Origin of the sequence: Streptomyces sp. NPDC016459, assembly GCF_040632845.1 — a bacterium.
Taxonomy (GTDB): domain Bacteria; phylum Actinomycetota; class Actinomycetes; order Streptomycetales; family Streptomycetaceae; genus Streptomyces.
Window position 1 is genome coordinate 106,781 of the sequence record NZ_JBEYCR010000002.1, and the last position, 23,211, is coordinate 129,991.

Consider the following 23,211-nt stretch of genomic DNA (forward strand, 5'->3'; position numbering starts at 1 on the left):
CGGTCCCTTTAGCAGGGCCTAGACTCGCGTCCGTACAGAAGTGACTCATGAGACACCGAGACCGAGGGGCGGACGTGCGGGAACCGACCGTTGTCGCGGCCGACGCGGCGGACTACTTCCAGACGTACTCCGTCGTCGGCCTGCTCGCCGTCGTGGGCGTGCTCTTCGTCGCCGTGGCGTTCGGCGCGGGCCGGCTGCTGCGGCCCGTCGTGCCGACGCCCGAGAAACTCCTCACGTACGAGTGCGGCGTCGACCCCGTGGGGGAGGGCTGGGCGCACACCCAGGTCCGCTACTACGTGTACGCCTTCCTCTACGTCGTCTTCGCCGTCGACTCGATCTTCCTCTTCCCCTGGGCGACGGTCTTCGCGGCGCCCGGCTACGGCGCCACGACCCTGGTCGAGATGTTCGTCTTCCTCGGCTTCCTGGCCGTGGGGCTGCTCTACGCGTACAAGAAGGGCGTCCTGGCATGGATGTGACACCCCTGCCCGCTCCCACGCTGGGGCCGCTCGCCCGCCTGGCCCCCGAGCCGATGAAGGTGGTCCTGAACTGGGGCCGCCGCTACAGCCTCTGGGTCTTCAACTTCGGGCTCGCCTGCTGCGCGATCGAGTTCATCGCCGCGTCGATGGCCCGGCACGACTTCATCCGCCTCGGCGTCATCCCCTTCGCGCCGGGCCCCCGCCAGGCCGACCTGATGATCGTCTCGGGCACGGTGACGGACAAGATGGCGCCGGCGGTGAAGCGCCTGTACGAGCAGATGCCGGAACCGAAGTACGTCATCTCCTTCGGCGCCTGCTCGAACTGCGGCGGCCCCTACTGGGACTCGTACGCGGTGACCAAGGGCGTCGACCAGATCATCCCGGTCGACGTCTACGTCCCGGGCTGCCCGCCCCGCCCCGAGGCGCTCCTCCAGGGCATCCTCAAGCTCCAGGAGAAGATCGCGCGGGAGAGCCTGGCGGACCGGTACGCGACGGCCGCCTCGGTCTCCCAGCTGACCAGCCCCCTGGTCCCGCGGCCGGAGGGCACGGCATGACCGCCTACGACACGCTCCCCGACTCCGTCACGGAGGTCTTCGGCGAGGAGGCGACGGCCGAGCGGGCGTACGACCTGCTGACCGTCGACGTCCCGCCGACGTCCTGGATCGCGGCGCTCACGACGGCCCGCGACGCACTGGGCTGCACGTACTTCGACTGGCTGAGCGCGGTCGACGAGCCGGGCACGGGCTTCCGGGTCTGCGCGCACGTCGTGTCGCTCACGGAGGGCCGCCCGCGCCGCCTCCTCCTCCGTACGACGGTGCCGCACTCCGCCCCCGCCCTCCCCACGGCGATCGGGGTGTACGCGGGCGCGGGGTGGCACGAGCGCGAGACCCACGAGATGTTCGGCGTGGACTTCACGGGCCACCCGCACCTCGTCCCCCTCCTCCTCCCGGAGAACTTCGAGGGCCACCCGCTCCGCAAGGACTTCGTCCTGGCGGCCCGGGTCGCCAAGGCGTGGCCGGGCGCGAAGGAACCGGGCGAGTCGCACGACGGCGGCGGCCCGAAGCGCCGCCAGATGCTCCCCCCGGGCGTCCCGGATCCCAACGAGTGGGGCCCCCTGAAGGGCCAGCTCCCCCCGGCCCCGGCCCGACCGGCCCGAGCGACGGGAGACCGCCCGGCCCGAGCGGCGACAGGCGACCGCCCGGTCCGCCGTGCCCGCTCGGTGGGAGAGGGCTCGGCGAGCCAGACCCCCGCCGTGCCCCCCGCACCGGACGCCCCCACCGAACCCCCGACGACCCGCCGCACCCGCTCGGTATCGGAGGGCTCGGCGACCCAGCCGCCCACCACCGAGGCGGCCCCGGAACCGGGCACGCCGGGCGCCGGGGCCCCGACGAGCCGACCGGCCCCCGAGCGGGGCGCGACGGGCGCTGAAGCCCTGGCGTCCCCGCCGCCCGCCGCTGCCGATGTGGCGGCGGAAGCGGGCACGACGGGCGCCGAGGCCCCGGCGCCCGGGCCCCGCCGCTCGCGCTCGGCGTCCGACGGATCGGCGAGCCAGTCGCCCTCCGCTGCCGACGCGGCTACGGAGCCGTCCGCCGGTCCGGCCCCTTCGCGTACCCGCAGCTCGGACGCCCCCTGGCACCACGCCCGGCCGGCTTTCGACGAGGAGCCGACGACGCCGGGGCCGACGCCGGAGCCGACGGCCGCGCCGACGCCGGAGCAGACGCCGGAGCCGACGGCCGCGCCGACGCCGGAGACCCCGGCTGGGCCGACCCCGGAGGCCCCGGCCGAGCCGGATACCCGGGCGACCCCGGAGGCCCCGTCCGAGTCCGGCCCCGCCCCGCGGGCCAAGGAACCGGCACCCGAGCCCGCCGAGCCCGCCGAGCCCGCCGAGCCCGCCGAGCCCGCCAAGTCCGACGACCCGCCCGCCCCGCAGGGCCCCGCCCCGCACGGCCCCGCCCCGCGGGGCGACGACACCGACCCCACCACCCCCGCCGGAGGCGATCCCGCGTGAACGACGTACTCGACGTCGCCCTCCGGCTGCTCGTCGTCTTCGCCGTCTTCCTCGTGCTGCCCCTCGTCGTCGGTCAGACCGAGCACAAGGTCATGGCCCACATGCAGGGCCGCCTCGGCCCCATGTACGCCGGCGGTTTCCACGGCTGGGCCCAGCTCGTCGCCGACGGCGTGAAGTTCGCGCAGAAGGAGGACGTGGTCCCGAAGGACGCCGACCGCCGGGTCTTCCAGCTCGCGCCGGCCGTCGCCCTCCTCCCGTACCTCCTCGTCCTCGTCGCGATCCCGATCGGCCCGAGCGAGGGGGCCGTCGGCCAGGTCGTCGACGCGGGCATCTTCTTCGTGCTGGCCGTGATGGGCGTCGGCGTCCTCGGCAGCCTGATGGCCGGCTGGGCGTCCGCGAACAAGTTCTCGCTGCTCGGCGGCCTCCGTACCGCCGCGCAGCTCCTCGCGTACGAACTCCCGATGCTCCTCGCCGCCGCCTCCGTCGCCATGGCCGCCGGCACCGTCTCCCTCCCCGGCATCCTCGACGCCTTCGCGTGGTGGTGGGTGCCCTGGCAGATCGTCGGCGCCCTCGTCTTCTTCGTGGCGGGCCTCGCGGAGCTCCAGCGGCCCCCGTTCGACATGCCGGTCGCCGACTCGGAGATCATCTTCGGCGCGTACACCGAGTACACCGGCCTCCGCTTCGCCCTCTTCCTGCTCGCCGAGTACGCCGGCATCGTCGTGCTCTGCGGTCTCACCACCGTCCTGTTCCTCGGCGGATGGCACGGCCCCCTCGGCGCGGACGGTCTCGGCTGGGTCTGGACGCTCCTGAAGACCGCCGTCCTGGCGTTCGTCGTGATCTGGCTGCGGGTGAGCTACCCGCGCCTGCGGGAGGACCAGCTCCAGAAGCTGGCCTGGACGACGCTCGTCCCGCTCGCCCTCGCGCAGATCGCGCTGACCGGCATCGTGAAGGTGGCGATCAACTAAATGGCTCCGATCCCCGGCTCCGGCCTCGCCAAGGGCCTCGCCGTCACCCTCCGCACGATGACGAAGAGGACCGTCACCGCGCAGTACCCGGACGTCCAGCCCGAGCTGCCGCCCCGCACCCGCGGGGTCATCGGGCTGTTCGAGGAGAACTGCACGGTCTGCATGCTCTGCGCCCGCGAGTGCCCCGACTGGTGCATCTACATCGACTCCCACAAGGAGACGGTGCCGGCCGCCGCCCCCGGCGGCCGCGAGCGCAGCCGGAACGTCCTCGACCGCTTCGCCATCGACTTCTCGCTCTGCATGTACTGCGGCATCTGCATCGAGGTCTGCCCGTTCGACGCGCTGTTCTGGTCGCCCGAGTTCGAGTACGCGGAGACCGACATCCACGAGCTCACCCACGAGCGCGACAAGCTCCGCGAGTGGATGTGGACGGTCCCGGAACCGCCCGCGCTCGACCCGGCGGCCGAGGAACCGAAGGAGATCGCGGCGGCCCGCAAGGCCGCCGAGAAGGCCGCAGCCGCAGCAGCGGCCGCCCAGGCCGAGGCCGAAGCCCAGGCCGCCGCCACCGCAGCCGCCCAGGCCGAGGCCGAGGAGGAGCAGCAGTGACCCTCGCCGCCGCAGCACAGCAGACCCACGGCTTCCTCTCCCCGACCGGCGTCGAGATCGCCTTCGTCCTCGTCGGCCTCGTCACCCTCGGCGCGGCCCTCGTCACGGTCACCACCCGCCAGCTCGTCCACGCCGCGCTCTGGCTGGTCGTGGCGCTCGGCGGCCTCGCCGTGGAGTACCTGCTCCTGACCGCCGAGTTCATCGCCTGGGTCCAGGTCCTGATCTACGTGGGCTCCGTCGTCGTCCTCCTCCTCTTCGGCCTCATGCTCACCAAGGCCCCCATCGGCCGCTCCCCGGACGCCGACTCCCGCAATCGGCCCGTCGCCCTCGCGGTCGCCCTATCCGCCGCGGCCGCGCTCGTCTGGGTCGTCGTCGACGCGTTCCGTACGACCTGGATCGACCTGGACGGAGCCGTGCAGGGCTCCACCGAGGTGACCGGCGCGATCCTGTTCCGGCACTGGGTGCTGCCGTTCGAAGCGCTGTCCGTCCTCCTCCTGGCCGCCCTGGTCGGCGCCATCGTGCTCTCCCGGAAGAAAAAGGAGGAGGAGCGCTGATGCATCTCGTCTACCCGGCCGTCCTCGCCGCCCTCCTCTTCGCCATCGGCGTGTACGGCGTCCTCGCCCGCCGCAACGCGATCCTGGTCCTGATGTCCGTCGAGCTGATGCTCAACGCCGTCAACCTCAACCTGGTCGCGTTCGACGTCTGGCTCCGCGACACCCTCCACGCCGGCCAGGCCCTCACCCTCTTCACCATCGCGATCGCCGCGGCGGAGATCGGCATCGGTCTCGCCATCGTCCTGATGGTCCACCGCAACAAGGGCACCGCGGACGTCGACCGCCTCCGTGACACCGCGGAAGTCCCGTCCGCCGAAGACATGCCCGCAGAGGACACGTCCGCCGACGACACGCCCGCCGGCGAGAAGGCCGAGGCCACCGCGTGACCACCACGACCCTCGCCGTCCTCGTCCCCCTCCTGCCGTTCCTCGGCTCCGTCGCCGGACTCCTCATCGGCCGCACCGCGCCCGGGCTCGTCCGCCCGCTCGCCGTGCTGCCGACGCTCGCCGCCGCCGTCCTGGCCGTGTGGGTCGCCGCCCGGCAGGGCGGAGGCAAGGCGATCGACGCCGCCACCCAGCTCACCCCCACCGGCTCGGTCCCCATCGACCTGGCCCTGCACATCGACGGCTTCGCGGCCCTCGTCGCCGTCCTCGTCGGCGTCGTCGCGACCTGCGTGCAGATCTACTCGACCGGCTACCTCCGCGAGGACCCCCGCTACCCCTCGTACGCCGCGCTCGTCTCCCTCTTCACCTCCGCGATGCTGCTCGTCGTCTACTCCGGCGACCTGATGGTGCTCCTGGTCGGCTGGGAGATCATGGGCATCTGCTCGTACTTCCTCGTCGGTCACTACTGGGAGACCCCCGAGGCGCGGGCCGCCTCCCTGAAGGCCTTCCTCGTCACCAAGCTCGGTGACGTCCCCTTCCTCATCGGTCTCTTCGCCCTCGCCGCCGACGCGGGCACCTTCCGGATCACGGGTGTCCTCGGCGCCGTCGCGAGCGGCGGCCTCGACCACCCCACCCTCATCGCGCTGCTGCTGCTCGCCGGTGTGGCGGGCAAGTCGGCGCAGTTCCCCCTGCACACCTGGCTCCCCGACGCCATGGCCGGCCCCACCCCCGTCTCCGCGCTCATCCACGCGGCGACGATGGTCGCCGCCGGTATCTACTTCACGGCCCGGCTGCTGCCCGTCTTCGCCGCCTCCGCCGCCGCGATGACCGTGCTCGCCGTGATGGCCGCGGTCACGATGGTCGGCTCGGCGCTCGCCGCGCTCGCCCAGGACGACATCAAACGGGTCCTCGCCTACTCGACGATCGGCCAACTCGGCTACATGGCCGGTGCCCTCGCCGTCGGCGACCGGGGGGCCGCCGTCTTCCACCTCCTCTCGCACGCCGCGTTCAAGGCGCTGCTCTTCCTCGCCGCCGGCGCCGTCATCCACGCCGCCGGTACGAACTCGCTGACCGCCATGTCCCGCATGAGCGGCCTGGCCAAGCGCATCCCCGACGCGTACTGGACGATGACCGTCGCCCTCCTCGCGCTCGCCGCTATCCCGCCCTTCGCCGGCTTCTTCTCCAAGGAGGCCGTCCTCGTGGCCGCCGAGCACACCGCGCTGGGGGACCGGACCGTCGCCCCCGCGGGGGCCGGCTGGACCGTCCTCGTCGCGGGCCTGCTGACCGCGCTGCTCACCGCCGCGTACGCGCTCCGCCTCTGGCTGCGGACCTTCCGCGGCCGGGGCGCCCAAGCCCCGGACCACGGCCGCCAGCCGCTCGCCATGACCACCGTCCTGTGGGTCCTCGCGATCCCCTCCCTCGGCTTCGGTCTGACCGTCACGTACCTCGACGACTGGTTCGACGGCCACGCCCTCACCCCGACCGTCACCACCGCCGTCGTGGGCACGGGCCTCGCCGTCGCCGGAGCGGCCGTCACCTACGCCGTCTGGCGCACCCTCGCCGCCAGGACCCCGGTCGCCGCCCCCGCGCCCCACGTCGCCCACCCGGACGCCGACGCGGGCCTGGTGGAGTCCGAGGCGCTGCGCCTGCCGCACCCGGCGGAGGACCCGGCCGACCCCGGCCGCGCACTCCTCGGGCCGTTGCACGGTCCCGCCGGTGACGGCTTCCACCTGGACGCCGTCTACCGGACGGCGTTCGTCCGGCCCGTCCTCGCCGCCGCCTCCCTGGTCCGCTTCCTGGACCGCGAGGTCGTCGACACCTACGTCCGGGCCGCGGGCGACTCCGCCAAGGGTCTCGGCTGGCTCGTCCGCCGCGCCCAGACCGGCAACGTCCAGACCTATCTGAGCGCCCTGCTCGCCGGCTCCGTCGTCCTGGTGATCGCCGCAGTCGCCCTCGCCAACGCCGCCGCCGGAGCGTGAGCCGTGATCGATATCAGCGAATCCGTGATGCAGTTCCTTCTCGCGTTCATCGTGGCCGGGCCGCTTCTCGGCGCGGCCGCCGCGCTCCTCCCGGCCCCGCCCGGGCTGAAGGGGAGGTCCCCGGACCAGGCCGTGCTCCGCCACGGCGTGACCGTGACCGGCGTGATCCTCATCGCCGCGATCGTCCTCACCCTCGGGTTCGACCACGACCAGCCGTCGAGGATGCAGGCCACGACGGACATCAGCTGGATCAGGGCACTCGACGTGCGCATCCACCTCGGTGTCGACGGCATTTCCCTCCCCCTCCTCGTCCTGACCGCGCTCCTGAGCTTCCTCTGCGCGCTGTACAGCTACTTCACGCAGCAACATCAGCGGCTGACGCCGCGGGCTCCGGGCACGTCCCCCAAGGGCTTCGTCGCGCTCCTCCTCGTGCTGGAGTCCGGCACCCTCGCCACCTTCGCCGTCCTCGACCTCGTCCTGTTCTTCCTGGCCTTCGAGATGGTCCTCATCCCGATGTACTTCCTCATCGCCCGCTGGGGCGGCGAGGGCAGGCAGGCCGCCGCCTGGAAGTTCATCCTCTACACGCTGCTCGGCTCCGTCGTCATGCTGCTCGGCCTGCTCCTCATCGGTGTGAAGGCGGGCACGTTCGACATGGTGGCACTCGCCACTGACAACGGCCGGGGACTGACCACGTCCGTGCAGGTCATCGCCGTTCTCGCGATCGGGATCGGACTCGCGGTGAAGACCCCGATGTGGCCGCTCCACAGTTGGCTCCCGGACGCCCACACCGCCGCCCCGACCGTCGGCTCGGTCCTCCTCGCCGGTGTCCTGCTCAAGATGGGCACCTACGGCTTCGTCCGGATCCTGCTGCCGATCGCCCCCGACGGGATGCGGACCTTCGCCCCGTACCTCGGCGCCTTCGCCGTCGCCGGGATCATCTACGGATCGCTCGCCTGCCTCGCCCTCGCCAGGCCCGGCAACAAGGGCGACCTCAAGCGCCTCATCGCGTACTCCTCCGTCGGCCACATGGGCTTCGTCCTCCTCGGCATCGCCACCATGACCCCCACCGGGGTCAACGGCGCCCTCTTCGCCAACGTCGCCCACGGTCTCGTCACCGGCCTGCTCTTCTTCCTGGTCGGCGCGGTCAAGGACCGGTACGGCACCGCCGACCTCGACACCCTCGCGGGCGCCACGGGCGCCGCCCTCTACGGCCGCGCCCCCCGCCTCGGCGCGTTCCTCGCCTTCGCCGCCGTCGCCTCCCTCGGCCTGCCGGGCCTGGCCGGCTTCTGGGGCGAGATGCTGGCCCTGTTCGGCGCCTTCGAGCCGGCCGAGGGTCTCAGCCGCCCCGCCTTCCTCACCTTCATGGCGATCGGCGCCTTCGGCACCCTCCTCACCGCCGCGTACCTCCTCCTCGTCGTCCGCCGCGTCTGCATGGGCGGCCCCCGACCCGCCGGGGAGACGCCGATCGCCGACATCCAGGGGTACGAGTTCGCCGCCTGGACCCCGCTCGTCGCCCTCACCGTCCTCGCCGGACTCTGGCCCGCCGTCCTCCTCGGCCTCACCGACCCGGCCGTCCAGAAGCTCCTCGCCGGAGGCACCCAGTGACGTCGTCGCTCGTCCAGTCCGTCGACTGGCTCACGATCGCGCCCCCCACCCTGACGGCCGTGATCGCCCTCGTCGTCCTCGTCGCCGACCTGTTCGTCCCCGAGGAGCGCAAGCGGCTCCTCGGCTGGACCGCGATCGGCGGCCTCGTCGCCGCCCTCGCCCTCCTCGTGCCGCTGCGGGCCGGCGACCGCTCCACCTTCTGCCTCACCGCGGACACCCAGGTCAGGGCGTGCAGCTACACCGCCGACCACTTCACCCTGGTCATCCAGCTACTCGTCCTCGGCGGCGCGCTCCTGACGGCGCTGCTCTCGCTCACCGAGACGAGCGGCCCGCTCGGGCGCGGCACGCCGACGGGGGCCCGGGAGAAGCTGCCGGCCGGCGAGTTCTGGTTCCTGCTGCTGTCCTCGGCCGCGGGCGCCGCCCTCCTGCCCGCCTCCCGCGACCTCGCGACCCTCGTCGTCGCCCTGGAGGTGGCCTCGCTGCCCGCCTTCGCGCTCGTCGGCCTCAAGCGCGGTGACCGCAGGTCGGGGGAGGCGGCGCTCAAGTTCTTCCTCTCCTCCGTGACCGCGACCGCCGTCACCCTCCTCGGGGCCAGCTTCGTGTACGCGGCGACCGGCACCCTTCACCTCACGGAGCTCGCCCAGCGCCTCGACGACGTCCCCGGCCAGCTCCAGACGCTCGCCGAGGCGGGCGTGGCCCTCACTCTCGTCGGCTTCGCGTTCAAGACGGCCGCCGTCCCCTTCCACTTCTGGGTGCCCGACACGTACGTCGGCGCCCCGCTGCCCGTCGCCGCCTACCTCTCGGTGGTCGGCAAGGCCGTCGGCTTCACCGGGCTCATCCTGGTGACGGTCGTCGCGTTCCCCTCGTACGCGGACGTGTGGGGCCCGGCGCTCGCCGTCCTCGCCGCGCTCACCATGACCGCGGGCAACGTCGCCGCCCTGCGCCAGGTCTCCACGCGCGCGTGGAGCGCGGTCCGGCTGCTCGCCTGGTCCTCCGTCGCCCAGGCGGGCTACCTCCTGGTGCCGATCGCCGCCGCCGCGTACTCCAGCGACGACCAGATCGGCGCCACCGTCGCGTACGCCCTGATGTACGCCGTGGTGAACCTCGGCGCGTTCGCGGTGGTCGCGCTCGTCGCCCGCCGCCACCCCGCGAACCGGATCGCGGACTACCGCGGCCTGTACGCGGCGAGCCCCGCCGCCGCCCTCGCGCTCGCCTTCTTCCTGCTGAACCTGGCCGGTCTGCCCCCGGGCATCATCGGCCTCTTCGCCAAGGTGACCGTCTTCTCGGCGGCCGTCGACGCGGGCCTCGGCTGGCTGGCCGTGGTCATGGGCATCAACGTCGTGATCGCCCTGTACTACTACCTCCGCTGGACGGCCCTGCTGTTCCGGGCGCCGGAAGGGACCGCCGAGCAGCCGACGGCGCACGCCGCCCGCAGGACCCCCGTGCCGATCACGCTGGCGATCGCGCTGACCGCCGCCGCCGGAGCCGTCCTCTCGGGTTACCCGCAGTTCGCCCTCCGCTTCGCCGCGAACACCCTCTTCTGACAGCGGCCGCTGCCGGCCGCCGCGGACGGTCCCTCTCTCCCAGCCCCCTCTCCAAGCCCTCCGGCAGCCCCTCCGACACCCCTCCGACCCGAACGGCGCACAGCGCCCCCGGTGCGGCCGGGGGAACCCGAACCTCCCGCCTGGCGTTGACCAGTACGGAAGGGTCCACTGGACCAGTGGACGACCACGAAGCAAAGGGTTCCCCTGCCGCACGACTTGGAGGGCGTACCGTGCACCGCCGGCACAACGGGCTGAGGACCGCCGTACTCCTCGGAGGGCTCTCCGCCCTCATCATCGTCATCGGCAGCTTCTTCGGACGTACGGGGCTGCTCGTCGCGGTCCTCGTGGCGCTCGGCACCAACGCGTACGCGTACTGGAACAGCGACAAGCTGGCACTGCGGGCCATGCGCGCCCGTCCGGTCAGCGAGTTCGAGGCGCCCGCGCTCTACCGGCTGGTGCGGGAGCTCTCCACACAGGCGCGCCAGCCCATGCCCCGGCTCTACATCTCGCCGACCCAGGCGCCGAACGCCTTCGCGACCGGCCGGAACCCGCGCAACGCCGCCGTCTGCTGCACCGAGGGCATCCTCGCGCTCCTCGACGAGCGGGAGCTGCGCGGGGTCATCGGCCATGAGCTCAGCCACGTCTACAACCGGGACATCCTCATCTCCTCGGTCGCCGGAGCGCTGGCCTCCGTGATCCTGTTCCTGGTCAACTTCGCCTGGCTGATCCCCGTCGGCCGCTCCAACGACGACGACGGCCCCGGACTGCTCGGGATGCTCCTGATCATGATCCTCGGACCCGTCGCCGCCTCGGTCATCCAGCTCGCCATCTCCCGCTCCCGCGAGTACGAGGCCGACGCCTCGGGCGCCCAGCTCACCGGCGACCCGCTCGCCCTGGCCAGCGCCCTGCGGAAGCTGGACGCGGGCACCAAGCAACTGCCGCTGCCCGCGGAGCCCCGGATCGAGACCGCGAGCCACATGATGATCGCGAACCCGTTCCGGCCCGGTCAGGGCATGTCCAGGATGTTCTCCACCCATCCGCCGATGGCCGAGCGCATCGCCCGGCTCGAACAGATGGCAGGTCACCGCCCGTGAAGACGATCCTCAACGTCATTTGGCTGATCCTGTGCGGATTCTGGATGTTCCTGGGCTACATGCTCGCGGGCGCCCTGCTCTGCATCACGATCATCGGCGTCCCCTTCGGGCTCGCCGCCTTCCGCATCGGGATCTACGCCCTGTGGCCCTTCGGGCACACGGTCGTCGACCGCCGCGACGCGGGCGCCCCCTCCCTCATCGGCAACGTCCTGTGGCTGATCCTGGCCGGCTGGTGGCTCGCCCTCGGCCACATCACCACCGGCATCGCCCTGTGCATCACGATCATCGGCATCCCGCTCGGCATCGCGAACTTCAAACTGATCCCGGTGTCCCTGCTGCCCCTCGGCAAGGACATCGTCCCCACGGACCAGGCACACGGGTACGCGGGCCGCTAGCCAGGGCCCGCCTGTCGATCAGGCCCCGGGAGGCACAGGCCGTCGCCGACCGGCGGCCCACGCCACCACGCCGACCGCGACGACCCCCGACCCCGCCAGGACCGACCCCAGCGGCAGCGCGAGCGCGAGCGCCCCGCACCCCGCGAGACCGAGCGCGGCGAGCGGCCGGGCCCGCCCGCCCAGGGTCCACGCGGAGGCGTTCGCGATCCCGTAGTAGACGAGCACCCCGAACGACGAGAAGCCGATCGCGCCCCGCACGTCCGCCGTCGCCGCCACCAGGGCCACCACCGCGCCCACCGCCAGCTCCGCCCGGTGCGGCACCTGGAAGCGGGGGTGCACGGCGGCGAGCGCGGTCGGCAGGTACCCGTCCCGCGCCATCGCGAGCGTCGTGCGGGACACCCCGAGGATCAGTGACAGCAGCGAGCCGAGCGCCGCCACCGCCGCGCCCGCGGTCACCACCGGTACGAGCCAGGCGGCGCCCGCCGCACGGGCCGCGTCGACCAGCGGGACGGGGGAGGCGGCGAGGGCCGCGGGACCGAGGACGGCCAGCACGCTCACCGCGACGAGCACGTACACGACGAGGGCGATCCCGAGCGCCATCGGCACCGCCCGGGGAATCGTCCGGGCCGGATCACGGACCTCCTCGCCGAGCGTGGCGATCCGCGCGTACCCCGCGAATGCGAAGAAGAGCAAACCCGCGGCCTGGAGCACTCCGCCCGCCGTGACCTCGTCGCCGGACGCGAGCGGCGCCGTCCCACCGGCCCCGAGGGACACCACGCAGACGGCGGCGAGGACGGCGAGGACCAGGGCCACGATGATGCGCGTGAGCAGCGCCGACTTCTGAACTCCCCCGTAGTTGACGGCTGTCAGGGCCACCACGGCGGCCACCGCCACCGTGTGCGCGTGCCCCGGCCACACGTACGCCCCGACCGTCAGGGCCATCGCCGCGCACGAGGCCGTCTTGCCCACCACGAAGGCCCAGCCGGCCAGATAGCCCCAGAAGGACCCGAGGCGTTCGCGACCGTACACGTAGGTGCCGCCGGAGCTGGGGTGGCGGGCCGCGAGCCGGGCCGACGCCATCGCGTTGCAGTACGCGACGACGGCGGCGACGGCGAGCGCGCCGAGCAGCCCGCCCCCCGACCCGGCCGCCCCGGCGGCGGGCCCGAGCGCGACGAAGATCCCGGCCCCCACCATGGCGCCGAGCCCGATCACGACCGCGTCGAAGACGCCGAGGGACCGGCGCAACTCTGGACTCATGCGCGGCAGCCTAGAGCCCGGTCTCCCGCAGCGTGATGTTGAGTCGTCCGACGAGACCGAGCGCCGGTTCGGCCGTCCCCGGATACACCTTGGGCACCCCGTGATGAACCCACCGCGAGGCGCCGCCGAAGACGAAGAGATCGCCGGAGGCCAGCTCGACGTCCTGGTACGGCCGCCCCCGGTTCTCCTCGTTCCCGAAGCGGAACACACACCGGTCCCCGAGGCTCAGCGACACCACCGGCGCACCCGAACGCTCCTCCCGGTCCTGGTGCATGCCCATCCGCGCCCCCGGCGCGTAGAAGTTCACGAGCGCGGTGTCGGGAGTGAAACCGCCGTCGTCGCCGTACGCCTCCACGAGCGCCTCCCGGCCCAGGGCCACGAGCCGGTCGGGCAGCTCGACGCCCACGGTGTCGAGATAGCGGTACGGCACCCACTGCCGCCCCAGGCACAGTGTCCGCACCGACATGACACCCCCGCCGGGCAGCACGGTCCGCCGGTACGGCACGGGCCCGCGTCCCCACTCCCGGCAGGCCTCCACCAGCTCCCGCTGCCGCGCGAACGGGAGCCACGCGGGCACGTGCACGGCGCCGGGCGCGATCTCCGCCCGCTCGCGGGGAAAGAGCCCCTCGGTCACACGAGGACCCCTTCGAGGGCGAGGAGCCGTTCCTTCCGGTCGATCCCGGCGGCGTACCCCCGCAGACTCCCGTCGGCCCCGATCACCCGGTGACAGGGCCGCACCAGAAGCAGCGGATTGCGCCCGATCGCCGTCCCCACGGCCCGGACCCCGGCGCCGGAGGAACCGACCCGCCGGGCGATCTCCCCGTACGAGACGGTCGTGCCGTACGGGATCTCCTCGAGGGCCTCCCAGACGCGCCGCTGGAACAGGGTCCCGACGTCGCTCGCGAGCGGCAGGTCGAACCGGTCCCGGCGTCCGGCGAAGTACTCGCCCAACTGCCCGGCGACCTCGTCGAACGCCCCGGGCGCCGGCGCCCAGCCGTCCTCGACCGCGACGGCCCCCTTCTGCCCCGGCAGGGACAGCGAGCGCAGCACGGCACGGCCCCCTCCGGCGAGCTGCCCGACGAGCAGCATCTCGCCCAGGGGGCCGTCGACGTACGCGTACACGGTCATGGCTGGTTCCTCTCCCCGCACGGGCCTTCCACGTTCCAGTGTGCGGGGCCGCCGAGCCACGGGCTGGCGGTATTCGGACGCGAGCGTCGACCGGGCAGCCGGGTCAGCGGTAGTTCACGTACCGCCCGCACGAGCCTCTGACCTGCAAGGAGCCCAAGGAAGGGTGGCTGACGTGCAGATACTACTCACAGTGATTGTCGCTGTTTCGCGACGTTATTCGTGGTCGTGTGCCCTCGCTGTGCCCTCGCGCGCGCCCCCTTTCGGGCGTGGTCCACGGCCTGTGGACGCGAGCTGCGCCGCCCGGTGTGTCACCACCGAACGGCGCCTTGATCCGAACCCTTCCGATCAAGGAGTCCTGACCATGAGCAAGACCGTACCGCCCGCCCTGTGCGGGGCCCGGCGCCCCGGGTGGGAGCAGGGGCCGGCCGTCGGCATCAACCGCATCCCCTGCATCCTGTCCGCCGGGCACGAGGGGGAGCACGGCAACGCCTTCGGCCAGACCTGGCCCGCTACCGCGCCGCTCACGGCCGCGCTGCTGCTGCTCGCCGACCGCCTGCACGGCCACCGACCGGTCGCGGCCATGACAGAGGCACTGCGCCGCCCCCAAGCCCTCGTCATCGCCGACCGGCTGCACCAGGGCGACGCCGTCGACGAGGCCGAGCGGGAGCTGCTCGCCCTGCTGCCGGCCGTCACCGGGCAGACCCGCGGTGAGTACGCCGCGCTGCTGCGGACCGTAGGCGAGGAGGTCGGCCGATGAGCACTCCGCCGAAGCCTGGCAAGCGGATGAGCGTCCGCGTCGACAACGCGCTGTCCGACGACCTCGCCGCCCTCATGAAGACCGGTATGACGGCGTCCGACGCCGTCCGCCTTACGGTCGGATTCCTCGCCCACGGGTACCGCGATCTGTGGGAGCAGGGCGTCTATCCCGAGGGTGTCGCACCCGCCCGCATGAAGATGGTCGCGCCGCCGTACGACAGGCGTCCGACGCCCTCCGCCACGCCCTGATCCGTATACGCACCCCGGCATACGAGGTCCCCGGAGCATCCCGCTCCGGGGCCTCTCCATGCCCTGAACGGGCGTCACTGGCATCGACTAGTGACGGACTATCGAGGTCCGACTACGCGGCTTCCCGCTCCGCGTCGCCCTGGCCTATCGGCCCTGGCCTCGGCCGTGCCCTCCCCCATAGGCTGCGTGATCCACATCGTTCGGGGGGATCATGAACTTCACGCGGTATCGCAGACCGTCGGCCTTCCTGCTGCTGACGGTGGGGGTCGTCCTCGGCGCCGCGGCCGTGGCCGGGCTCGATTCGGGAGGCGAGGGCGCTCTGGTCCTGCTGCTCGGGCTCCGCGAGTACGTCCTGCTGCTGGGATGGCTCGCCATGGCCGCGCTGACCGGGACGGTCCTCTTGGGGCTGACGAAATCTTCGCTGCGCGTGCCCCTGGTCACCATGTTGCTCGTCGTCGGCGTCCCGACGTTGCTTCTCGGCGGCTTCGCCTCAGCGGTGTTCGGCGACTCGGACGAGGAGGTGAAAACGGAGACGGCTCCCGGCCGCGACGACCGCCGGTTCGTGGTGACGCTGGGCGGCTCTTTCGACCCCGTCTGGTGCGTCTACATCCACCAGGGAAGCCAGCCGCTGGAACGCCGCTGGAGTGTCGGCTGCTTCAACGGCGACTCCGAAGACAACGCGCTCCGCGAGACCGTGTGGACGGCTCCCGACCGGATTCGCATGACCACCGAGGGAGGCGCGGTCCACGAAGTGACCATCGCCCCAGGTGGTCAGCCCGACCGGGTTGTCTCCGTCGGCTAGTGACCTGAGCCGGAAGTTCCTCGGAGGTCCCTCGCTTCGATTGATCGGTGGTTGGGCCCGCTAGAGCTGCGGGCACTTCTCGTCGAGGTAGTACTGAGCCATCTCAACTTCGTCCCCGCTTGGGCTGTCGGATGCGTCGGCCATCTCCTGCCCGACCACGGCGGCGCCGTCCGTTTTGAGACGCCCGCATACGACCGTCTGCTGTTCAGGACCGGTCTGGTCCCAAGCTGAGTCCCACGCGACTTCGCTAGCCGCGTCTTCCATGATCTCGTCCTTGTGGCCAGCAATGACCTCGCCCACGACAGCCGTGTACTCATCGCGGGTGAGGTGCGCGCATTCAGGGTCCTTGGAACCGTCTCGCGGGGCACCTGCGGCGTAGCCGCGTTCGAGGAGTGCCTTGCAGTCGTGGACGTCGAAGGCGCGCGTACTGGGACTGGAGGTAGTGCCCGGTTCCCCCTGCCGCCCGGCGGCCGGAGCGTCCGGCTCAGGTGTGGTTCCGCAGGCGACGAGGAGAGCGGCGATAGCCGCAGCGAGGGCTGCGGTGGTGAGTCTGCGCATCGGGCCAGGGTGCCGGACAAGTTGGGTGCGTGAAGGGTGATTGTCCGTCTCGTGATGCAGAAACAAGCCCGGCGGATGGCCGCGGTCGGCGGGGTTGGTCCTGCCCGTGAACGATCGGCGTACCGTCCACGGGCAGGAGATCAGCGGCGGTCGTCGTCGCGAGGCGAGGTACGCAGGACGCGCGGCCCGCACTCGCCCTTGTTGGCATGCCAGTAGGCGGGGGCGTGCGCGCCGGTGCCGGCATCGTCGGCGACGGGGACGGCCGTGCCGAGGATCGGCTGCTCGCAGTAGGCGCAGTGCTTCACTGCTCACCTCTCGGGTGCTTCTTACAGGCACGGGGGAACCAGTAGGTCACCCAGTCGGCCCGTCGGTACCGGCGGGGGCCGAGGTCGGTGACCGTGCCGGCGGCGAGGGTAATGCCGCACCACACGCAGTCCTGGCCGCGCTGCTGCCGCTGGGTGAGGGTGCCGATGAGCGGTAACTCAACGGCCGTCAGATCGTCTGTCGTCGTCGCCATGACCGGGACGGTAGGACGGCCGGTTGCGGGCGTGCCGGGCGATTGCGCCGGATTGCGGGAGCCGCTGAGTAGGTTGGGTGCGGTTGCTCACGCGGGGGCGAGAGAGCCCCGTACGCGGCCGATGAGGCGGCGCGCGTGCTCGCCGTGGACGGCAGCGTCGGCGAGCCAGTCCCAGGCCCGTTCATAGGTGGCGAGCGAGTTGTCGTCGGTGAGCCACATCTCGGTTCCGATGGTCTCGACGATGACGAGGCGCCGGTCGTAGATCCAGAATCCGTGACTCGGGGCGCGGCGCAGTTCGGCGCCGAGGGGGATGACGCCGAGTTCGATGGTGTCCAGGCCGATCACGCTCATGAGCCGGTCGAGCTGCGCGGCGTGCACGCGGGGCGGGACGGTCCGGGCGTGCAGGGCGGGTTCCCAGACCAGGAAGTGAAACGTCTTGTCCGGGTCGTACAGCGCCTCTTGGCGGCGGATACGGGCGCGGACCGCGTCCTCCACGTTCCGGACGACCTGGCGGAACTCGGCGGCGGTCGTCAGCGTGTGGCGGGCGTAGTCCGGGGTCTGGAGCAGGCCGGGGATCCGGACGGCCTCGACGGCCCGGGTCATCTGGGTGTCCGCGGTCTCGGCGATGCCCTGTTCCTGGCGGGCCAGGTGGCCGGCGGCGAGCTGGCGGCGCCATGACCGGTAGCGGCTTTCCAGGCCGGACAGGCGTCCTCGGAGTTCGGCGGTCGCGTCCGGGCGGCCGGCCGCCGCGGCCCATGCGTCGAGGTCGGCCACGGTGGGGGTCTGCTTGCCGTTTTGCAAGCGGCTGACCTTGGACCGCTGCCAGCCGAGGCGCTCGGCCAGGGTCTTGCCGTCGAGGCCGGCCTCGACGCGCAGCTCGCGGAGCCGCGCGCCGAGGGTGTCCCGGCCGTTCTGGAAGTCCGTACTCACATGGCCGAACGTACCCGCTGCGCGAACTCGCGGGTGGGTGTTGCGTGGTGCCATGCGGCGTCGCGGGCCTGGCAGGCCGCCGCGATATCGGCGGGGTCCTTGCTGAGGATGACGCCGAGGGTGGTGTCGTCCTCGTCGAAGACGAACCGGGCCAGGACGCGGGAGTCGAAGAGCCAGAAGTCGTAGTCCGGCAGGTTGAACCGCTCGGCCTCGGCGCGGGGGAGGTTGCGGATGTCCTCGCCCGCGTCGACGTTGCCAAGGCCGGAATCGAGGAGGAACCGTTGTCCCTCGGTCAGGGGCTCGTCGACGAGGCGGACCCGCTCGAACCGCTTCCCCTCGGCGCGGGCGGCGGCGACGTTCTCACGCCAGGCGTCGAGCGGCTCGGCGGCGATGTCGGCGCCGGCCTTCCACCGTGCCCACTTGGGGCTGTTGCGGTCGGTGGCGTAGCCGCGGCGGGTCTCCAGCCGCCAGGCGGTGTGCCTGAACTCGCGGAAAAGGTGGGCGATCTCGGCGAAGGGGATCATCTCGCGGGCCTCGGTGCGCGGGGCGAAGCGGACGAGGAGGTCTCGGGGCACGGTCACGAACGTCTCGGACTCCTTGACGTGGCGGAGTTCGGCGAGCTGCTCGGGGTCGGTGACGCGGTCGCCCTGCACAAGGACGCTGTCCGTGCCCTCGACTTCGTAGAGGGTCGGGCAGTCGCCGTCGTCGCTGGTGGTGCCGATGAACCTGAGCGTCATTCCGGAGCTCCGTTCTCGCCGGGTCGGGATCTCAGAATGCGCCGGATGGTCCGCAGGCGAGCGCGAGTTGCGCGATATTGCAGATGCGGTTGAGCGAGACGTGATTGCAGGCAACAGCTCCTGGAACGACGTCAGGCTCCGTGGCGGGCCGTGATGCAGGCCGTCATGGTTCCCGCTGGTGTCGTGAGCTCCGCAAGGAACGTCTGCCGGGTGTTCGGGTAGTACTCCTGACAGGCAGTCAGTGGCACCCCGCCAGTTTCAAGGTCGGTGCGATCCACGTACGCGTTGCACTGGTAGCCCGGCGCGTCCGCTCCGAGGTACGTGGTTGTTCCCGTGACCCACGCCGTGCTCTCCAGAGAAAGGCAGCCACCGGCCTCCACCAAGTCCGTGTTCTGCACGTAGATGCGCGCGATCGGTGCGGCTCCGCAGATGGTCTCGATGTCTGGTGTGTACATGGGCGAACCGAGGGCGCAGACGTCGGCCTTTGACTCGCAGAGGCTCGGGCCGTCGGGCAACTTGTAGGAGACCGGCACGCAGCTCTGGGGACGCGCCGTGGGAGCAACGCTCCGAACCGCAGGAGCAGACGAAGGGGCCGTCTCCTGCGCGGTCGCGCGCCTGGTGACGGACGGCGAGCTCTCGACCCGTGCTGTGCTGACCGTGGTCGGGCTGCTTCGGGGAAGGTCTGTCGCCTTGCTGTTTCGACTGCCCGGATGGAACACCAGCACCAGGAGACACGCGGCGATCAGCAGAGACCCGCCGACCGCAGCAACGACCAATTTCCACGGGAACTGCTTGCGGACCCTGATGATCGGGATGTTGTCGAGGGTGTCCCCGTTGTGAAACCGCTCAAGATCCTCGTCAGGTCTTGGCGGCCGCTGCGGTGGTGTGGTGTTCACAGGTCCCCCCTGTAGCGATGAGGAGGACAGGCTATGACCTCGGAACGCCGAGGCGCCCTGCGCTTTGGGCGAAAGGCGCAGGGCGGGGGCGAGCACTCGGGGCAGGGAGCAGTTGCGCCGCGGGAGTGCCGTGTATGAGCCGGTCATACGTCTCGCGGTGTTCGAGGTAGGTCCGGTTCTGATCGGCTGGCCGCATCGCGAGCAGGGCCTCGCGGGTCTCGGGGACGCGGTAGTGATCAGCGGCGGTTTCGGCGGCGAGGCGGGCCTGCTGCTCCGCGAACCGGTGGACGGTCGGCGACACGGAGCCGACGGGCTCTACGTGCCGACGGCGCGGTGCCGGGTCGCCGCTGCTCCATGTCTCGTGTAGGCGGCCGGTCACTTGGCGGTCCCCTCGATGGCGGCGCGTACGGCGGGCACCTGCGTGAGCAACGTGTCCACCCGCGACGAGAGGTACGTCATCTGGTCGGAGATCTTGGCCTGGTCGCCGTTGTCTCGGACCGCGAGACCTATGGCTGCGGCGACTGCGAGCGCTGGGGAAACGCCGACGCACCCGGCCAGACGCTCGGGCTTGTAGACCGACACGCTGTCATGGCTGGCGGCGATGCCGTAGCGCCGGGGCATCTCCCGTGGGGAGTCGATGCCCGCGGCGTCCAGTTGACCCGACGGCCGGCAAAGAGAGCTTCCGGGCTGTTGCCGAGCGCTGGCGGACCTCGGCCGTTCACCGAGACGGCACAGCCTCCCGTGTCGAGCGGGCGCTGCGCCTGCACATCTACCCGACCTTCGGTGACCGGCCGATCGTGAGCATCCGGCCCTCGGAGGTGCAGGCGTGGGTCAAGGACCGGTCGCAGGTCGTCGCGCCGTCCACGCTCCGTACGACGTACGCCTACCTCGTCACCGTGATGCACACGGCCGTGCGGGACCGGATCATCGCGTTGAACCCCTGCTCGGGCGTCAAGATCCCGGAGGTGCGCAAGGCGGAGATCGTGCCCCTGCACCCCGACGCGGTGCGCTCGCTGATCGAGGCGGCGCCCGACAGGTACCGCGCCATGATCCTGCTCGCCGCGGCCTCGGGGCTGCGGCAGGGCGAGGTGTTCGGGCTGGAAACGGACTGCGTCGACTTCCTGCGCCGCGAGGTGGTTGTCCGTCAGCAGCTCGTCACGCCCGACAAGGGCGACCAGGAGGAGACCCCCGAGCCGTACCTCGGCGAGCCCAAGACGCACGAGAGCTACCGAACCGTGCCGCTGGTCGGCGCGGCTGTCGACGCGCTCGCCGCGCATCTTCAGCAGTACCCGGCCCCACTGGTTGAGATCGGGGACCGGACCGACCCGCGCAAACCGCGCCGCCGCAAGGTGAAGTTGCTGTTCACGAGCGGTCGGACCGACGTGATCAAGCGCGCCAACTGGGCACACGTCTGGGGGCGCATGGAGATCAGGGCGAACAAGGCCCTGGCGAAGGCGCACGGCGAGGCGTACGCGGCATGGGTCCAGCGCGGCCGGCCGACGGGGGAGGAGCCCGCCCTTGTTCAGGGGCCGGACGGCGCGAGCATGCACGACCTACGCCACTTCTACGCCTCGGCGCTCATCAAGCACCGGGAGAGCGTGAAGACGGTTCAGCGCCGGCTGGGGCACTCGAAGCCGTCGATCACGCTCGACACGTACACGCACCTCTGGCCCGACGACGAGGACACAACGCGGGCAGCCGTCGAGGCGGTCCTCGGCGATGTGCCCCCGTTGTGCCCTGTCAGGCTGGCCTAGCCGAGTTTCAGCAGGTCAGAGGCTTTGCTCAGCGGTAGTTCACGAACTGGATCGCGAAGTCGAAGTCCTTGCCCTTGAGCAGCGTCTGGACGGCCTGCAGGTCGTCCCGGCTCTTCGAGCTGACCCGCAGCTCGTCGCCCTGCACCTGCGCCTTGACGCCCTTGGGGCCCTCGTCCCGGATGGCCTTCGCGACCTTCTTGGCGTTCTCCTGCGAGATGCCTTCGGTGACCGACGCGAAGAGCTTGTACTCCTTGCCGGACAGCTGCGGATCGCCCTCGACGTCCAGCGACTTCAGCGAGATCCCCCGCTTGATCAGCTTGGTCTGGAAGATGTCGAGGATGGCCAGGACACGCTCCTCGCCGTTCGCCTGCATCAGGATCTTCTCGCCGGACCAGGAGATCGAGGCGTTGGTCCCCTTGAAGTCGTAGCGCTGGGAGATCTCCTTCACGGCCTGGTTGAGGGCGTTGTCGACCTCCTGCCGCTCGACCTTGGAGACGATGTCGAAACTGGAGTCGGCCATGACTCGTGGCTCCTTGCTCGGATGCTTGGGGTACAGCCCAAAGCCTAGGGGGTGTGCCGGGGCCCCGATCGCTGATCAATCCGGTGGCGAACCACCCCCGGGGATCAGGTATCGTTTACGTCGTTGCCACGGAACACCGCCGAAAAGCGGCTCCACGGCAGCGATCTCATGGCGATGTGCCCGAGTGGCCAATGGGAGCGGACTGTAAATCCGTCGGCTTAGCCTACCCAGGTTCGAATCCTGGCGTCGCCACGCGATAAGAACGGCCCCTGATCTGCGGAAACGTGATCAGGGGCCGTTCGCGTGTAAAGGTTGGACCAGGGCCCGACTGTCTCGCCCTGTACCTCTCGATCACCCTCTCTACCAGCGCGTCTGGACGGGCCGTGGACGGGAATCCAGCCCGCCGCGAGCCGCCGCCACGAGAGCGACCGTCGAGGGCCGGCGGTGACGCTCACCGGTGCTGGTTCAGCCGGGCGGGGATCTTGGCGTTCGCGGCCTCGTCGCCCCCCTTGAGGAACTTCGCGTACACGCGAAAGAGGACCCCCACCGAGTGCCCGGCCCGCTGGGCGACAAGCTGTGGCTCGACGCCGGAGCTGAGCCAGGTCGAGACGGCCGCGTGACGAAGGTCATACGGCCGCTTGGCCAGTTTCGATTCCCGCTCCGAAGGGGTCAGGACGTCCTCGCGGGCGCACACCGAGTTCTCGCCCTCGGTGATGCCGCAGCACGATCGACCCGGTCAGCTTCTGGATCTCGGTCTTCAGCACGGCCGGGCCGACGACCGGGGAGTCGGGCTGCTGCCCGGCCATGCCGAGCAGCAGCACCCCGCCGGTGGCGAACACGTAGAGGTAGGCGGGGGCCAGGACGTACAGCCAGAGGGCGAAACCCGCGCCGAAGACGAGGGAGACGAGGGTGACCAGGCCGCGCAGCCGGATCCGGCCGGCGCGCAGCTTGGACAGCCGCATGTACTCCTCCACGTCCTCGGTCCGCACCGCGTAGTCGCGCAGCGGTGCGGCCTCCCGGTCCCACACCCACCGGTTGGTGGAGGCGATGAACCGGCAGGTTCCCCGCGGGGACATCAGCGCGAGGCGTCCGGCGTATACGGGGACGCGGACGCCGTGGTAGAGCGCGGCGTAGCCGGTGTTGGCGCCGGTGTGGCGGGCGGTGGCGAGGAAGTCCCGCCGGTTGGTGAGCCATCCGGCGAGGACCGGCTTGCGCTTCTCGATGGTGACCTTCGGGTCAGGGAGCGACGGGTTTGTCCACGGGCACCGGGGCGGTGGGCGTCTCGTCGTCACGGTCTATGTCGGGCACCGGCCGCAGGTGCGCGGCCGTGGCCGTCTCGGTCATGCTGGTCTTCTCCTGCTGCTCGAATGGGCGGAGGAACGGGCCTGGGCGGTCGGGATGCTTGCCGGCTGTCGGCCGCCCCGGGGCAAGCCACTTGCGCTTTGACGACCGCTTCGGAATCAGTGAGAACGACCCGTACAACCCTGGGGGCACCCCG

The 23,211-nt window shown here is 71.5% G+C and carries 28 protein-coding genes, 1 tRNA gene and 2 pseudogenes; 18 read left to right on the plus strand and 13 right to left on the minus strand.

Annotated features, from left to right (window positions below; all coding sequences use genetic code 11):
* Window positions 1-47: 47 nt before the first annotated feature.
* From ABZ567_RS05955 to ABZ567_RS06010, 12 genes are all read left to right on the plus strand, one after another.
* Entirely contained in the window at window positions 48-476 is a 429-nt protein-coding gene (locus ABZ567_RS05955; protein WP_360785220.1) for an NADH-quinone oxidoreductase subunit A, read from the plus strand.
* Entirely contained in the window at window positions 467-1,030 is a 564-nt protein-coding gene (locus ABZ567_RS05960) for an NADH-quinone oxidoreductase subunit B family protein (RefSeq protein ID WP_360785222.1), read from the plus strand. The genes ABZ567_RS05955 and ABZ567_RS05960 overlap by 10 nt, the downstream gene beginning before the upstream one ends.
* Window positions 1,027-2,484, plus strand: a complete 1,458-nt coding sequence (locus ABZ567_RS05965; RefSeq protein WP_360785224.1) for an NADH-quinone oxidoreductase subunit C — start codon at window positions 1,027-1,029, stop codon at window positions 2,482-2,484. The genes ABZ567_RS05960 and ABZ567_RS05965 overlap by 4 nt, the downstream gene beginning before the upstream one ends.
* The gene (locus ABZ567_RS05970) at window positions 2,481-3,449 is read left to right on the plus strand and encodes a complex I subunit 1 family protein (protein ID WP_360785225.1); all 969 of its coding nucleotides are present in this window, start codon (window positions 2,481-2,483) and stop codon (window positions 3,447-3,449) included. Before ABZ567_RS05965 ends, ABZ567_RS05970 begins: the two co-directional genes overlap by 4 nt.
* Window positions 3,450-4,055: an NADH-quinone oxidoreductase subunit I gene (locus ABZ567_RS05975; RefSeq protein WP_360785227.1), complete on the plus strand. Its 606-nt coding sequence runs from the start codon at window positions 3,450-3,452 to the stop codon at window positions 4,053-4,055. It abuts the gene before it with no gap.
* Window positions 4,052-4,609: an NADH-quinone oxidoreductase subunit J gene (locus ABZ567_RS05980; RefSeq protein ID WP_360785229.1), complete on the plus strand. Its 558-nt coding sequence runs from the start codon at window positions 4,052-4,054 to the stop codon at window positions 4,607-4,609. The genes ABZ567_RS05975 and ABZ567_RS05980 overlap by 4 nt, the downstream gene beginning before the upstream one ends.
* Window positions 4,609-4,995 carry an NADH-quinone oxidoreductase subunit NuoK gene (gene nuoK, locus ABZ567_RS05985; RefSeq protein ID WP_360785231.1) on the plus strand — a complete coding sequence of 129 codons (387 nt, stop codon included), beginning with the start codon at window positions 4,609-4,611 and terminating at the stop codon, window positions 4,993-4,995. The genes ABZ567_RS05980 and nuoK overlap by 1 nt, the downstream gene beginning before the upstream one ends.
* The gene (locus tag ABZ567_RS05990; RefSeq protein WP_360785233.1) at window positions 4,992-6,971 is read left to right on the plus strand and encodes an NADH-quinone oxidoreductase subunit L; all 1,980 of its coding nucleotides are present in this window, start codon (window positions 4,992-4,994) and stop codon (window positions 6,969-6,971) included. Before nuoK ends, ABZ567_RS05990 begins: the two co-directional genes overlap by 4 nt.
* Window positions 6,972-6,998: 27 nt before the next feature.
* The gene (locus tag ABZ567_RS05995; RefSeq protein WP_360786479.1) at window positions 6,999-8,576 is read left to right on the plus strand and encodes an NADH-quinone oxidoreductase subunit M; all 1,578 of its coding nucleotides are present in this window, start codon (window positions 6,999-7,001) and stop codon (window positions 8,574-8,576) included.
* Window positions 8,573-10,120 carry an NADH-quinone oxidoreductase subunit N gene (locus ABZ567_RS06000; RefSeq protein WP_360785234.1) on the plus strand — a complete coding sequence of 516 codons (1,548 nt, stop codon included), beginning with the start codon at window positions 8,573-8,575 and terminating at the stop codon, window positions 10,118-10,120. Before ABZ567_RS05995 ends, ABZ567_RS06000 begins: the two co-directional genes overlap by 4 nt.
* A 230-nt stretch (window positions 10,121-10,350) precedes the next feature.
* On the plus strand, window positions 10,351-11,214 hold the full coding sequence (gene htpX / locus ABZ567_RS06005) for a zinc metalloprotease HtpX (protein ID WP_360785236.1): 864 nt from the start codon (window positions 10,351-10,353) through the stop codon (window positions 11,212-11,214).
* Window positions 11,211-11,609, plus strand: coding sequence for a YccF domain-containing protein (locus ABZ567_RS06010; protein ID WP_360785238.1), 399 nt, complete (start codon window positions 11,211-11,213; stop codon window positions 11,607-11,609). Before htpX ends, ABZ567_RS06010 begins: the two co-directional genes overlap by 4 nt.
* An 18-nt stretch (window positions 11,610-11,627) precedes the next feature.
* On the opposite strand, the gene ABZ567_RS06015 is transcribed toward ABZ567_RS06010, so the two are convergent.
* The 3 genes from ABZ567_RS06015 to ABZ567_RS06025 are packed head-to-tail and all read right to left on the minus strand — an operon-like array spanning window position 11,628 to window position 13,994.
* Window positions 11,628-12,866: an amino acid permease gene (locus tag ABZ567_RS06015; protein WP_360785240.1), complete on the minus strand. Its 1,239-nt coding sequence runs from the start codon at window positions 12,864-12,866 to the stop codon at window positions 11,628-11,630.
* A gap of 10 nt (window positions 12,867-12,876) precedes the next feature.
* Window positions 12,877-13,500, minus strand: coding sequence for an alpha-ketoglutarate-dependent dioxygenase AlkB (locus tag ABZ567_RS06020; protein WP_360785242.1), 624 nt, complete (start codon window positions 13,498-13,500; stop codon window positions 12,877-12,879).
* On the minus strand, window positions 13,497-13,994 hold the full coding sequence (locus ABZ567_RS06025) for a methylated-DNA--[protein]-cysteine S-methyltransferase (RefSeq protein ID WP_360785243.1): 498 nt from the start codon (window positions 13,992-13,994) through the stop codon (window positions 13,497-13,499). Before ABZ567_RS06025 ends, ABZ567_RS06020 begins: the two co-directional genes overlap by 4 nt.
* 361 nt (window positions 13,995-14,355) lie before the next feature.
* Between ABZ567_RS06025 and ABZ567_RS06030 the strand changes: the two genes are divergently transcribed.
* The 3 genes from ABZ567_RS06030 to ABZ567_RS06040 all read left to right on the plus strand — a co-directional run bounded on the left by ABZ567_RS06030 (window position 14,356) and on the right by ABZ567_RS06040 (window position 15,801).
* A complete protein-coding gene (locus ABZ567_RS06030) occupies window positions 14,356-14,751 on the plus strand; it encodes a hypothetical protein (RefSeq protein WP_360785245.1) in 396 nt (131 codons plus the stop codon).
* Window positions 14,748-14,999: a hypothetical protein gene (locus ABZ567_RS06035; RefSeq protein WP_360785247.1), complete on the plus strand. Its 252-nt coding sequence runs from the start codon at window positions 14,748-14,750 to the stop codon at window positions 14,997-14,999. Before ABZ567_RS06030 ends, ABZ567_RS06035 begins: the two co-directional genes overlap by 4 nt.
* 211 nt (window positions 15,000-15,210) lie before the next feature.
* Entirely contained in the window at window positions 15,211-15,801 is a 591-nt protein-coding gene (locus tag ABZ567_RS06040) for a hypothetical protein (protein WP_360785249.1), read from the plus strand.
* 60 nt (window positions 15,802-15,861) lie between these two features.
* On the opposite strand, the gene ABZ567_RS06045 is transcribed toward ABZ567_RS06040, so the two are convergent.
* The 6 genes from ABZ567_RS06045 to ABZ567_RS06070 form a co-directional block, all read right to left on the minus strand.
* The gene (locus ABZ567_RS06045; protein ID WP_360785251.1) at window positions 15,862-16,359 is read right to left on the minus strand and encodes a hypothetical protein; all 498 of its coding nucleotides are present in this window, start codon (window positions 16,357-16,359) and stop codon (window positions 15,862-15,864) included.
* Window positions 16,360-16,499: 140 nt separating this feature from the next.
* Window positions 16,500-16,664 (minus strand): hypothetical protein, encoded by a 165-nt coding sequence (locus ABZ567_RS06050; RefSeq protein ID WP_360785253.1) that lies wholly within the window; start codon window positions 16,662-16,664, stop codon window positions 16,500-16,502.
* Window positions 16,661-16,876: a hypothetical protein gene (locus ABZ567_RS06055; protein WP_360785255.1), complete on the minus strand. Its 216-nt coding sequence runs from the start codon at window positions 16,874-16,876 to the stop codon at window positions 16,661-16,663. Before ABZ567_RS06055 ends, ABZ567_RS06050 begins: the two co-directional genes overlap by 4 nt.
* Before the next feature lie 87 nt (window positions 16,877-16,963).
* The gene (locus ABZ567_RS06060; RefSeq protein WP_360785257.1) at window positions 16,964-17,806 is read right to left on the minus strand and encodes a helix-turn-helix transcriptional regulator; all 843 of its coding nucleotides are present in this window, start codon (window positions 17,804-17,806) and stop codon (window positions 16,964-16,966) included.
* Window positions 17,803-18,543 carry a DUF6879 family protein gene (locus ABZ567_RS06065; protein WP_360785258.1) on the minus strand — a complete coding sequence of 247 codons (741 nt, stop codon included), beginning with the start codon at window positions 18,541-18,543 and terminating at the stop codon, window positions 17,803-17,805. The genes ABZ567_RS06060 and ABZ567_RS06065 overlap by 4 nt, the downstream gene beginning before the upstream one ends.
* 131 nt (window positions 18,544-18,674) lie before the next feature.
* The gene (locus tag ABZ567_RS06070; RefSeq protein WP_360785259.1) at window positions 18,675-19,439 is read right to left on the minus strand and encodes a hypothetical protein; all 765 of its coding nucleotides are present in this window, start codon (window positions 19,437-19,439) and stop codon (window positions 18,675-18,677) included.
* Window positions 19,440-19,569: 130 nt separating this feature from the next.
* Here ABZ567_RS06070 and ABZ567_RS06075 point away from each other — a divergent pair, with 130 nt between their 5' ends.
* Window positions 19,570-19,806 (plus strand): hypothetical protein, encoded by a 237-nt coding sequence (locus ABZ567_RS06075; RefSeq protein ID WP_360785261.1) that lies wholly within the window; start codon window positions 19,570-19,572, stop codon window positions 19,804-19,806.
* A gap of 8 nt (window positions 19,807-19,814) precedes the next feature.
* Here the strand turns inward: ABZ567_RS06075 and ABZ567_RS06080 are convergent, their stop codons facing one another.
* A complete protein-coding gene (locus tag ABZ567_RS06080; RefSeq protein WP_360785262.1) occupies window positions 19,815-20,060 on the minus strand; it encodes a hypothetical protein in 246 nt (81 codons plus the stop codon).
* 5 nt (window positions 20,061-20,065) lie between these two features.
* On the opposite strand from ABZ567_RS06080, the gene ABZ567_RS06085 reads away from it, so the two are divergent.
* On the plus strand, window positions 20,066-21,193 hold the full coding sequence (locus tag ABZ567_RS06085; RefSeq protein WP_360785264.1) for a tyrosine-type recombinase/integrase: 1,128 nt from the start codon (window positions 20,066-20,068) through the stop codon (window positions 21,191-21,193).
* Between the two features lie 28 nt (window positions 21,194-21,221).
* Here the strand turns inward: ABZ567_RS06085 and ABZ567_RS06090 are convergent, their stop codons facing one another.
* Window positions 21,222-21,713 (minus strand): YajQ family cyclic di-GMP-binding protein, encoded by a 492-nt coding sequence (locus ABZ567_RS06090; RefSeq protein WP_360785266.1) that lies wholly within the window; start codon window positions 21,711-21,713, stop codon window positions 21,222-21,224.
* Between the two features lie 170 nt (window positions 21,714-21,883).
* Here ABZ567_RS06090 and ABZ567_RS06095 point away from each other — a divergent pair.
* Window positions 21,884-21,965: transfer RNA gene (locus ABZ567_RS06095), tRNA-Tyr, on the plus strand.
* A gap of 199 nt (window positions 21,966-22,164) precedes the next feature.
* Here the strand turns inward: ABZ567_RS06095 and ABZ567_RS06100 are convergent.
* A pseudogene (locus ABZ567_RS06100) lies at window positions 22,165-22,386 on the minus strand (site-specific integrase); the annotation flags it as partial.
* 43 nt (window positions 22,387-22,429) lie between these two features.
* Window positions 22,430-23,057: pseudogene (locus ABZ567_RS06105) on the minus strand (cell division protein FtsK); the annotation flags it as partial.
* Window positions 23,058-23,211 lie beyond the last annotated feature (154 nt).

Coding starts and splice junctions, on each gene's coding strand:
- ABZ567_RS06045 (WP_360785251.1), bottom strand. CDS start 16,359: ATGCGCAGACTCACCACCGCAGCCCTCGCTGCGGCTATCGCCGCTCTC.
- ABZ567_RS06015 (WP_360785240.1), bottom strand. CDS start 12,866: ATGAGTCCAGAGTTGCGCCGGTCCCTCGGCGTCTTCGACGCGGTCGTG.
- ABZ567_RS06030 (WP_360785245.1), top strand. CDS start 14,356: ATGAGCAAGACCGTACCGCCCGCCCTGTGCGGGGCCCGGCGCCCCGGG.
- ABZ567_RS05960 (WP_360785222.1), top strand. CDS start 467: ATGGATGTGACACCCCTGCCCGCTCCCACGCTGGGGCCGCTCGCCCGC.
- ABZ567_RS06065 (WP_360785258.1), bottom strand. CDS start 18,543: ATGACGCTCAGGTTCATCGGCACCACCAGCGACGACGGCGACTGCCCG.
- nuoK (WP_360785231.1), top strand. CDS start 4,609: ATGCATCTCGTCTACCCGGCCGTCCTCGCCGCCCTCCTCTTCGCCATC.
- ABZ567_RS06090 (WP_360785266.1), bottom strand. CDS start 21,713: ATGGCCGACTCCAGTTTCGACATCGTCTCCAAGGTCGAGCGGCAGGAG.
- ABZ567_RS05975 (WP_360785227.1), top strand. CDS start 3,450: ATGGCTCCGATCCCCGGCTCCGGCCTCGCCAAGGGCCTCGCCGTCACC.
- ABZ567_RS06035 (WP_360785247.1), top strand. CDS start 14,748: ATGAGCACTCCGCCGAAGCCTGGCAAGCGGATGAGCGTCCGCGTCGAC.
- ABZ567_RS06040 (WP_360785249.1), top strand. CDS start 15,211: ATGAACTTCACGCGGTATCGCAGACCGTCGGCCTTCCTGCTGCTGACG.
- ABZ567_RS05965 (WP_360785224.1), top strand. CDS start 1,027: ATGACCGCCTACGACACGCTCCCCGACTCCGTCACGGAGGTCTTCGGC.
- ABZ567_RS06080 (WP_360785262.1), bottom strand. CDS start 20,060: ATGCCCCGGCGCTACGGCATCGCCGCCAGCCATGACAGCGTGTCGGTC.
- ABZ567_RS06055 (WP_360785255.1), bottom strand. CDS start 16,876: ATGGCGACGACGACAGACGATCTGACGGCCGTTGAGTTACCGCTCATC.
- ABZ567_RS05995 (WP_360786479.1), top strand. CDS start 6,999: ATGCAGTTCCTTCTCGCGTTCATCGTGGCCGGGCCGCTTCTCGGCGCG.
- ABZ567_RS05955 (WP_360785220.1), top strand. CDS start 48: ATGAGACACCGAGACCGAGGGGCGGACGTGCGGGAACCGACCGTTGTC.
- ABZ567_RS06025 (WP_360785243.1), bottom strand. CDS start 13,994: ATGACCGTGTACGCGTACGTCGACGGCCCCCTGGGCGAGATGCTGCTC.